The sequence below is a fragment of the Acinetobacter sp. T_3_1 genome, from assembly GCF_025377055.1.
Taxonomy (GTDB): Bacteria; Pseudomonadota; Gammaproteobacteria; order Pseudomonadales; family Moraxellaceae; genus Acinetobacter; species Acinetobacter kookii.
This window is the reverse complement of record NZ_JACHVD010000010.1, coordinates 85,138-93,937: the sequence shown is the minus strand read 5'-3', so window position 1 is coordinate 93,937 and position 8,800 is coordinate 85,138. Positions and strand designations below refer to the sequence as shown.

The 8,800-nt window shown below is 44.5% G+C and carries 8 protein-coding genes and 2 pseudogenes; 3 read left to right on the top strand and 7 right to left on the bottom strand.

Features of this window, described 5'->3' with window-relative positions:
• Positions 1-91: 91 nt before the first annotated feature.
• The 3 genes and pseudogenes from H4I94_RS10930 to H4I94_RS10920 form a co-directional block, all read left to right on the top strand.
• A pseudogene (locus H4I94_RS10930) lies at positions 92-952 on the top strand (IS4-like element ISAbe18 family transposase); the annotation flags it as partial.
• Positions 953-963: 11 nt separating this feature from the next.
• A pseudogene (locus H4I94_RS10925) lies at positions 964-1,395 on the top strand (transposase); the annotation flags it as partial.
• Positions 1,396-1,427: 32 nt separating this feature from the next.
• Positions 1,428-1,607, top strand: a complete 180-nt coding sequence (locus tag H4I94_RS10920; RefSeq protein ID WP_409976799.1) for a hypothetical protein — start codon at positions 1,428-1,430, stop codon at positions 1,605-1,607.
• A 53-nt stretch (positions 1,608-1,660) separates the two neighbouring features.
• On the opposite strand, the gene upp is transcribed toward H4I94_RS10920, so the two are convergent.
• The 7 genes from upp to nuoI all read right to left on the bottom strand — a co-directional run bounded on the left by upp (position 1,661) and on the right by nuoI (position 8,783).
• Positions 1,661-2,296: a uracil phosphoribosyltransferase gene (gene upp, locus H4I94_RS10915; protein WP_092818846.1), complete on the bottom strand. Its 636-nt coding sequence runs from the start codon at positions 2,294-2,296 to the stop codon at positions 1,661-1,663.
• Positions 2,297-2,419: 123 nt separating this feature from the next.
• Complete coding sequence (gene nuoN / locus H4I94_RS10910) at positions 2,420-3,913, bottom strand: NADH-quinone oxidoreductase subunit NuoN (protein WP_261183120.1); 1,494 nt, start codon at positions 3,911-3,913, stop codon at positions 2,420-2,422.
• Between the two features lie 3 nt (positions 3,914-3,916).
• Positions 3,917-5,521 carry an NADH-quinone oxidoreductase subunit M gene (gene nuoM, locus H4I94_RS10905; protein ID WP_171259645.1) on the bottom strand — a complete coding sequence of 535 codons (1,605 nt, stop codon included), beginning with the start codon at positions 5,519-5,521 and terminating at the stop codon, positions 3,917-3,919.
• Positions 5,522-5,528: 7 nt separating this feature from the next.
• The gene (gene nuoL / locus H4I94_RS10900) at positions 5,529-7,418 is read right to left on the bottom strand and encodes an NADH-quinone oxidoreductase subunit L (protein WP_131273669.1); all 1,890 of its coding nucleotides are present in this window, start codon (positions 7,416-7,418) and stop codon (positions 5,529-5,531) included.
• Positions 7,415-7,723 (bottom strand): NADH-quinone oxidoreductase subunit NuoK, encoded by a 309-nt coding sequence (nuoK, locus tag H4I94_RS10895; RefSeq protein ID WP_004651041.1) that lies wholly within the window; start codon positions 7,721-7,723, stop codon positions 7,415-7,417. The genes nuoL and nuoK overlap by 4 nt, the downstream gene beginning before the upstream one ends.
• The gene (nuoJ, locus tag H4I94_RS10890) at positions 7,723-8,241 is read right to left on the bottom strand and encodes an NADH-quinone oxidoreductase subunit J (protein ID WP_171458673.1); all 519 of its coding nucleotides are present in this window, start codon (positions 8,239-8,241) and stop codon (positions 7,723-7,725) included. The genes nuoK and nuoJ overlap by 1 nt, the downstream gene beginning before the upstream one ends.
• Complete coding sequence (nuoI, locus tag H4I94_RS10885; RefSeq protein ID WP_092818850.1) at positions 8,241-8,783, bottom strand: NADH-quinone oxidoreductase subunit NuoI; 543 nt, start codon at positions 8,781-8,783, stop codon at positions 8,241-8,243. The genes nuoJ and nuoI overlap by 1 nt, the downstream gene beginning before the upstream one ends.
• Positions 8,784-8,800: the final 17 nt, after the last annotated feature.

Genomic DNA, 8,800 nt, shown 5'->3' with positions numbered 1-8,800 from the left:
TGTCCCATAGTTTGCTTTAAATAAAAAAACCTGAGTCCTAACAGTTAAAATATGAGTGCAAACAAACACTTTAACGACCAGGATTCAGGTTTTGTCACATCAGAATACCGTATTTCATGAGCTAATTAAACCTGTTGTGCGACAGGATTTTGAACAACTTGCTAAAGTACACCATGTTGGACAGAAATTTAGAGCGGCTTCCCGGTGGGATCAGTTTATTGCCATATTGATGTCTCAATTCTCTTGTAGGCAAAGTCTGAGAGATATTCAATCCAATTTGGAGTGCCAACAGGAAAAGCTAAGTCATCTCGGAGCAAAATCTATTCCCCGAAGCACGCTGGCACGAATCAATGAGCAGCAGCCTGCTGCCTTGTATCAACAGCTATTTTACAAGTTGCTTAAATACTATGAACACTCAAAAGTAGCTCATAAATTTCGCTTTAAGAATCCCTTGTATTCCTTGGATGCCAGTCATATTGACCTGTCGCTTTCCTTAAGTGAATGGGCCAAAGTTCATGACTCAAAAGCCAGCATGAAACTCAGCATAGGATTGAATCACAGCAATGATATTCCTGAGTTTGTTGCAGTTGAAAATGGCAAAGAAAATGACATGGTACAAGGCCGCAAATTCCAGTTTCCTGCTGGCAGCATTGTAGTTTTTGATAAAGGCTATGTCGATTACCAATGGTATGCAAATCTGACTGCTCAAAACATTGGATTTGTCACACGTTTTAGGCCTAAATCTGTGTATCAGGTGATCCAGCAACATCCAGTGCTTGAATCCAAAGGTATTCTAAAAGATGAAACCATTCAGCTGAATAGCGCACATGCCCTAAAAAGAAAAGCCCCAGTGTTAAGAAGAATTGAATATAGAGATCAGCAAAGTGGCAAGCACTTTAGCTTTCTCAGCAATAACTTTCATTTAGCCGCCTCCACCATTGCGGCGATTTATAAAGATCGNTTCAGCTGAATAGCGCACATGCCCTAAAAAGAAAAGCCCCAGTGTTAAGAAGAATTGAATATAGAGATCAGCAAAGTGGCAAGCACTTTAGCTTTCTCAGCAATAACTTTCATTTAGCCGCCTCCACCATTGCGGCGATTTATAAAGATCGTTGGAAAGTTGAGCTGTTCTTTAAGGCGATTAAGCAGAATCTCAAATTAAAAGCGTTTCTAGGCCGCAGCAGGAACGCAATTCAGACACAAATCTGGATTGCGATGATCGCCTATTTATTGGTGAGTTTCGCTCAACATTTAGGGAAAACAGGTTGGACAGTTCAACGTTTACTCAGAATAATTCAAGTGAATTTGTTTGAAAGAAGAACTTTAAAAGCTTTATTTTCACCCGATAAAATACCCATAAAACAAGAGGAAGCTCAAATGAGCTTCCTCTTGTGAAAAATTGTGGGACAGCAATGNTCTGGATTGCGATGATCGCCTATTTATTGGTGAGTTTCGCTCAACATTTAGGGAAAACAGGTTGGACAGTTCAACGTTTACTCAGAATAATTCAAGTGAATTTGTTTGAAAGAAGAACTTTAAAAGCTTTATTTTCACCCGATAAAATACCCATAAAACAAGAGGAAGCTCAAATGAGCTTCCTCTTGTGAAAAATTGTGGGACAGCAATGGGCATGAAGCCTCTTTTAATTTGTCTTCAAGGATCAGTCTTTTTGTACTGAACCGAAAATTTTATCACCCGCGTCCCCAAGACCTGGAACAATATAGCCATTTTCATTGAGACCATCATCAATAGAGGCGGTGAAAATGGTGACATCCGGATGTTTTTCTTCTACTTTTTTAATGCCTTCTGGTGCAGCCACTAAAACCATGACACGGATGTCTTTACAGCCGCTCGCCTTCAATACGTCAATGGCTGCAACCAGTGAAGAACCGGTGGCCAGCATCGGGTCGATAATCATTGCCAAACGGTTTTGTACATCGGGTACCAATTTTTTGTAGTAAGTACGTGCTTGCAAGGTTTCTTCGTCACGCTCAAGACCCAGTACCGAGACTTTCGCACTTGGAATCAGGTTCAGGAAACCGTCCAACATGCCAATACCGGCACGCAGAATAGGGACAACGGTAATTTTTTTACCCGCAATGCGGTCTACAGTCACTTTGCCATTCCAGCCGTCAATTTCATGCTCACACATCGGCAAGTCTTTGGTTGCTTCATACGTCAGCAGCATGGTCACTTCTTGTGCCAATTCGCGGAAGTTTTTTGTACTGATGTCTGCACGACGTAGTAAACCTAGTTTATGTCGGATCAGCGGATGACGGATTTCATGAATAGCCACGGGAGAGTACCTAAAAAAATAAGATAAAATTTCAGCTATTATAAATGTTTTTTATAACTCTTATAAACCAAAAAGCCCCCTATGAAAGGAGGCTTTTTGCTAAAAACTTATAGTTTTTTTAGATTATTGCTGAGAAAGCATGAAATGTAATGGAGATAAAATCTCTGCTTGCAGCGCTAATTTAATGATTGGATCTGGATAAACACCAATCACCAATACCGCCAATGCCGCAGCAAGCACCATAATACCACCCACTTTTTGACCCCAATGTTTGTCGGCATCAATACGTGGCGTATCTGGCGGAGTCATGTACATCACCACCATCACACGCAGGTAATAGTACAGACCGATACCTGAACCCACCACAATCATGGCAGCAAGGAACCAATGCTGGGTTGTTACCGCAGCCATCACCACCAGGAACTTACCAATGAAGCCAGCAGTCAATGGAATACCCGCAAGAGACAGCATCATGACAGTCAAGGTCGCAGTCAATACTGGACGGCGCCAGAACAAGCCACGGTAATCTGCCAAGCTTTGTGCTTCATCCACATTGTTAAATGGACTAGACATCAACGCAACAGCACCAAATGCACCAATCGTTGTCAATACATAAGTGATTACGTATACAGATACGTTACCCAGGCTTGCATAAGTCATGCTGATTAAACCAATCAGCAAATAACCAAAGTGCGCAATTGAAGAGTAACCCAGAATACGTTTCAGGTTGACTTGACGTACTGCAAGGAAGTTACCCACCAGAATAGAAAGCACCGCAATAATCGTGATGATGGTTACGATTGAATCTACCAGGATTGCACCTGAAGCCAGCAAATAACGGACAAACAGACCAATGGTTGCCACTTTAGCTACAGTCGCAAGGAATGTAGCGATTGGCGCTGGTGCACCTGCATACACGTCTGGCGTCCATTTATGGAATGGTGCAAGAGACAGTTTGAATGCAACAGCAAAAACGATTAAGCCTAGACCTAAAATCACCATTGGCTGTTTCAGCGCTTGCATCAAGGCCTGAACATTGTCATAGAAAGACAATGAACCGGTATAAGCATAGATATATGCCATGCCCATCAACAACATTGCAGAAGCAGTTGCTGAAAGAACCAGGTATTTGATACCCGCTTCTAGCGATTGTGAACGCTGGTGCGTATAAGCCAAAAGACCGTATACAGGAATCGACATCAGCTCAAGGCTAATGAAGAAAGATGCATAATGAGAACTTGCCACCATCAGCATTGCGCCCGCGACCGAGCACAGCATCAGGATATACAGTTCTTCACGGTTATCTTGATAGCTTTCAATATAAGCATGTGACAAGGTACAGCAAGCCAGTGCAGCAATCAGGATGACCAGTTGGTAAAGCAGGGTAAACGGGTCAAGCATAAACATGCCCATGATGTTCGCTGGTGCAAAAGCACCACCGAACATAGCAATCAGGACATAAGCTGCTGCAAGGTTCAAGCCGACGACAGAGGCTGTTGCAATTAAATTATGGTTACGTTTAATTGCAATGAGAAGCATCACTACGATCGCAGTTAAAGCCACGATCATCACAGGAGCTAATGGCATAAGCTCGGAAAATGACATTGTGAAGTTCATGGCTTATTGGATCTCCACATTTTGTTGAGATACGACCTGTTGAGTCGCATCGACAACTTCTTGAACTGGGATATAGCTGTTGGCCAACCACGCCATGCTTGAATTTGAAATATCAAGGAAGCTTTGTGGATAGATACCGAGCCATAGTAGACCAAAAGCACACACTAACAAAATAACAATCTCACGCGCATTCAAGTCTTTCAATGGGCTTGTATAATTTTGTTTTTGCTCTTCATTTGGCGTACCGAACAATGCTTTGTGAATCAGGATCAAGCCATAAAGACCTGCCAATACCAAGCTGATTGCTGCCACAATGGTGAAGGCCGGGAATTTGTTGAATGAACCCATCAAAATCAGGAATTCACCAATAAAGTTACCTAAACCTGGAATACCGACAAGCGCAGCAACAAAGAACATCAGGAAGAAAGCAAGGTACGGGAATTGACCGCGCATACCACCCATTAAACGCAAGTCGCGCGTATGAACACGCTCGTACACTTGACCACACATAATGAACAAGGCAGCAGATGACAGGCCATGTGCCAGCATCATGATCATTAAGCCTTGAAAAGTCAGGATATTACCTGCGTAAAGTGCAAGCAATACAAAGCCCATATGCGAAATTGAAGTATACGCCAGCAAACGTTTCATATCGGTTTGCTGGAAAGCACACCAGGCACCGTAGAACACGCCGATTAAACCGAAAATGATCGCGATGTCTGCAAACTGTGCAGAAGCCGCCGGGAAGAATGGCATAACAAAACGCAGCAGACCGTATGCAGCAGTCTTGATCAGAATACCTGCCAAGTCGACAGAACCGGCTGTCGGTGCTTGAGCATGGGCATCTGGTAACCAGCCGTGCAATGGGAACACTGGAAGTTTTACAGCGAAACCAATGAACATACAGATCATCAAGGCATAAGCCACTGATGGCAACTGTGCATCAAGCGTATTCGCCACACCTAACAGGTAGTTGTAATCGAAGCCGATCATGCCAGTCATCATGTATCCGTAAACCACAAGGCCTAGAATACCGATCAGCATGATCAAACCTGCTACCTGGGTATAGATGAAGAACTTGGTCGCAGCGTATACACGTGACTTGCCGTCTGCTCCCTTATGGCCCCATAAGGCAATCAGGAAGTAGATTGGTACCAGCATCATCTCCCAGAAGAAGAAGAACAGGAACAGGTCAATCGCCAGGAATACACCGATGACCCCACCCAAAGACCATAAAAGGTTAAGGTGGAAGAAACCAACGTTCTTTTGAATCTCGCCCCATGAACAGCCTACTGCAAGTACACCCAGTAATGCAGTCAAGCCGACCATAAGCAGTGAAAGACCATCCACCGCCAGGTGAATGTTAATGCCGAGGGTTGAAATCCAAGGCAGCATGAATTCGGCAGACCAAGTTGGAACTTTTGCGCCGAGTTCATAGTGATACGTACCCGAATTCCAAAGCGCAACAGTCAAGCCCAAAGTAATGAGCATACCGAATAACGCAATGTAACGCGGCAGTTTGTCGTCGAGCTTGTCGACGACCCAGCATACAAAACCTGCAATGAACGGTACGAGGATCAGCGCGGGTAAAATCCAGTTGTTTGTGATTTCCATCTTATTTCCCCACTACCTGAATCACGATCAGGATCATCAGCAACACCACTACACCGAGTGACATACTTGATGCGTATTCACGCAATGAACCTGTTTGACGTGAGCTGGTGAAGCTATGACCACCTTTAACAATGGCAGGAAGCACTAACCACAGGCCGTCAATCGGATCACGACCTAAAATTTTCGCGATAAGCAAATATGGTTTCACAAATACGATGTTATACAACGCATCAAAACCAAGTGCATTACGGCAGATATTAGCAAGGCCAGCACCGAATGAAGTACGGGCAAAACCTTTCACTGCGTTGTAGGCAAAGACAAATAATACGATACCTACCACAAGACCAGCCAGTGCAATACCCACAGCAGTATATTCAGCGCTATGCATACCATGCATTAAATGTTCATCAACAATAAACGCAGGAATTTTCGCAGCATTTAAGATTGATTCAACCGGTGCTTTCAGGAAGTAAGCCAGACCAGTTGAAAGAACAGCAAGGATTGCCAATGGTGCCCAATACGTCGCACCTTTGATTTCGTGATAAGGCGTGTTTTCTTTTCCAAAGAATACAACCCAGATTAAACGGAATGTATAGATTGAAGTTAAGAATGCACCCGCAACACCTGTCCAGTACAAGCAGTCATAAAGCGCAATAGATTGGCCTTGAACCCATACCGCACCCAAAATTGCATCTTTCGAGAAGAAGCCGATGGTCAAGAATGGAATGGCTGCCAATGCACCGCCACCAATCGCGAAGCAGGCAAACAGGAATTTGTTATGTTTGAACAGGCCACCCATCTTGAAGATGTTTTGTTCGTGATGGTAAGCCAGAATCACCGCACCAGAAGACAAGAATAACAATGCCTTGAAGAATGCGTGTGAAAGCATATGGAATAAGCCTGCCTGGTATGCTTCAGCACCTACCGCCATAAACATATAACCGAGCTGACTCATGGTTGAGTAAGCCAGGATACGTTTGATGTCGGTTTGTACCAATGCAGCAAAACCAGCCACAATCAATGTTACCGCACCAGTGATCGAGATGAACATCATCACTTCAGGTGTCATTTCAAACACGGAGAACATACGGCAGCACAGGTAAACACCTGCGGTTACCATTGTTGCCGCATGGATCAATGCAGAAACAGGTGTAGGACCTGCCATTGCATCGGCCAACCATGTTTGTAATGGAATTTGCGCAGATTTACCGGCAGCACCCAGGAACAACATTAATGATGTCCAGATTGCAAGTGAATGGTCACCCGCCAATACTTGAGGTGCATTGGCAACGATTGTACCAATATGCAAAGTACCGAACTGTTGGTAAAGCAAGAACAAGGCAATCAGCAAGAATACGTCACCGATACGGGTTACGGTAAATGCCTTGATTGCTGCAAAACCATTTTCTGGGTTTTGATAGTAATAACCAATCAGCAAGTAAGAGCAAAGACCTACGCCTTCCCAACCCAGGAACAATAACGCCAGGTTATCGCCAAGAACGAGCAGCAACATGCTGGCAACGAACAGGTTAAAGTAAGAGAAGAAACGTGCGAAGTCTTCTTCACCGCGCATGTACCATGAGGCAAAGATGTGAATCAGGAAACCTACACCGGTGATCATGCCGGTCATCAGCAATGACAGACCGTCCAGGTGCAGGCTCATGCCTGGTGCAAAACCGCCGACATTGAACCAGGTCCAAAGATGTTGAACCTGAGCTACTGAACCATTGTCTACAAAGCCCATGCCGGCAATCAGTGCAAATAAAGCAGATAAACCGACTGAACCGACACCAATAATGGCTGCTACATTTTCAGGAAGCTTATTGCGCCCCGCCGCCAAGAGGACAAAGCCAATGAGCGGAAATAAAATTGTTAAATATAAATAACTCATCCGCGCATCTCACTAGCAGCATCCACATCCAAATGATGGAAGCGATGGTAGAACTGAAGGACGATCGCAAGACCAATACAAGCCTCTGCAGCAGCAAGGGTCAAGATCAGGATGAACATGATTTGTCCATCTGGCTGTAACCATGCACTACCCGCAAGAACGAACGCAAGTGCTGCTGCGTTCATCATGATTTCAAGGCTCATCAACATAAATAATAGGTTGCGTCGCACCATTACACCGTAAAAACCCAGTGCAAAAAGAATGGTTGCAACGATTAAACCGTGTTCTAAAGGAATGTTGCCCATTATTCTTTTTCCTCTTTTGCACTTGGTTCACGTTTACCTAAGTGGAATGCTGCAACGAGGGCTGCAAGCAATAACATTGCGGCAACTTCGACCAATAGTAAGTAGTGAGTAAAGAGCGCTGTACCTACAGCTTTAGGTCCCACAACTTGAGTGCCCATTACAGGACCTGCTGTTGTGTAATCCGAACCAAGCATCCAAACCAGCACCAAGCCCATCAGGAAACTCATCAATGCTGGATATGCCCATGCAGAAGACGTCAGCCATTTACGTTCCTGTTCAACCGTATGTTGACCAAGATTCAGCATCATCACCACAAACACGAACAACACCATGATCGCGCCGGCATAAACGATAATTTCTAGTGCGCCAGCGAATGGCGCACCAACGATCATGAATATCCCTGCTACTGCAAGGAGGGACACGATCAGGCTTAATAAAGCATGCACAGGATTCGCGTTAGTCACCACACGAACCGTAGAAACAATGGCCACGAGTGCCATCAAATAAAATGGCCACATCATGGTAATAAGCTCCGTACGTCAACAGGCGCACTTTCACGTTGTGCTTGACCTTTATCTTTACCTGTCACTGCCATACCGGTTACACGGTAGAAGTTGTAGTCAGGATATTTACCAGGACCTGAAATGAGCAAGTTCTCTTTTTCGTAGACTAAGTCTTGACGAACGTATTCACTTAACTCGAAATCTGGTGTCATTTGAATTGCTGTCGTTGGACAGGCTTCTTCACACATACCGCAGAAAATACAGCGCGAGAAGTTGATACGGAAAAACTCCGGATACCAGCGACCATCTTCTTTTTCTGCTTTCTGTAAAGAAATACAGCCAACCGGACATGCAACCGCACACAGGTTACACGCTACGCAGCGTTCCTCACCATCTGGGTCACGTGTCAATACAATACGACCACGGAAACGCGGCGGAACAATTTGTTCAGCTGGCACTTCTGGATAAAGAATAGTGTCACGTTTACGTGTCACGTGGCTGAATACCATCCACAATGAACGTACGATTGACCCGAATCCAGCTAGAATTTTATACATTTTGTACTCCCTGCTGT

Coding starts and splice junctions, on each gene's coding strand:
- H4I94_RS10920 (WP_409976799.1), top strand. CDS start 1,428: ATGATCGCCTATTTATTGGTGAGTTTCGCTCAACATTTAGGGAAAACA.
- nuoN (WP_261183120.1), bottom strand. CDS start 3,913: ATGAACTTCACAATGTCATTTTCCGAGCTTATGCCATTAGCTCCTGTG.
- nuoL (WP_131273669.1), bottom strand. CDS start 7,418: ATGAGTTATTTATATTTAACAATTTTATTTCCGCTCATTGGCTTTGTC.
- nuoK (WP_004651041.1), bottom strand. CDS start 7,723: ATGGGCAACATTCCTTTAGAACACGGTTTAATCGTTGCAACCATTCTT.
- nuoJ (WP_171458673.1), bottom strand. CDS start 8,241: ATGTGGCCATTTTATTTGATGGCACTCGTGGCCATTGTTTCTACGGTT.
- nuoI (WP_092818850.1), bottom strand. CDS start 8,783: ATGTATAAAATTCTAGCTGGATTCGGGTCAATCGTACGTTCATTGTGG.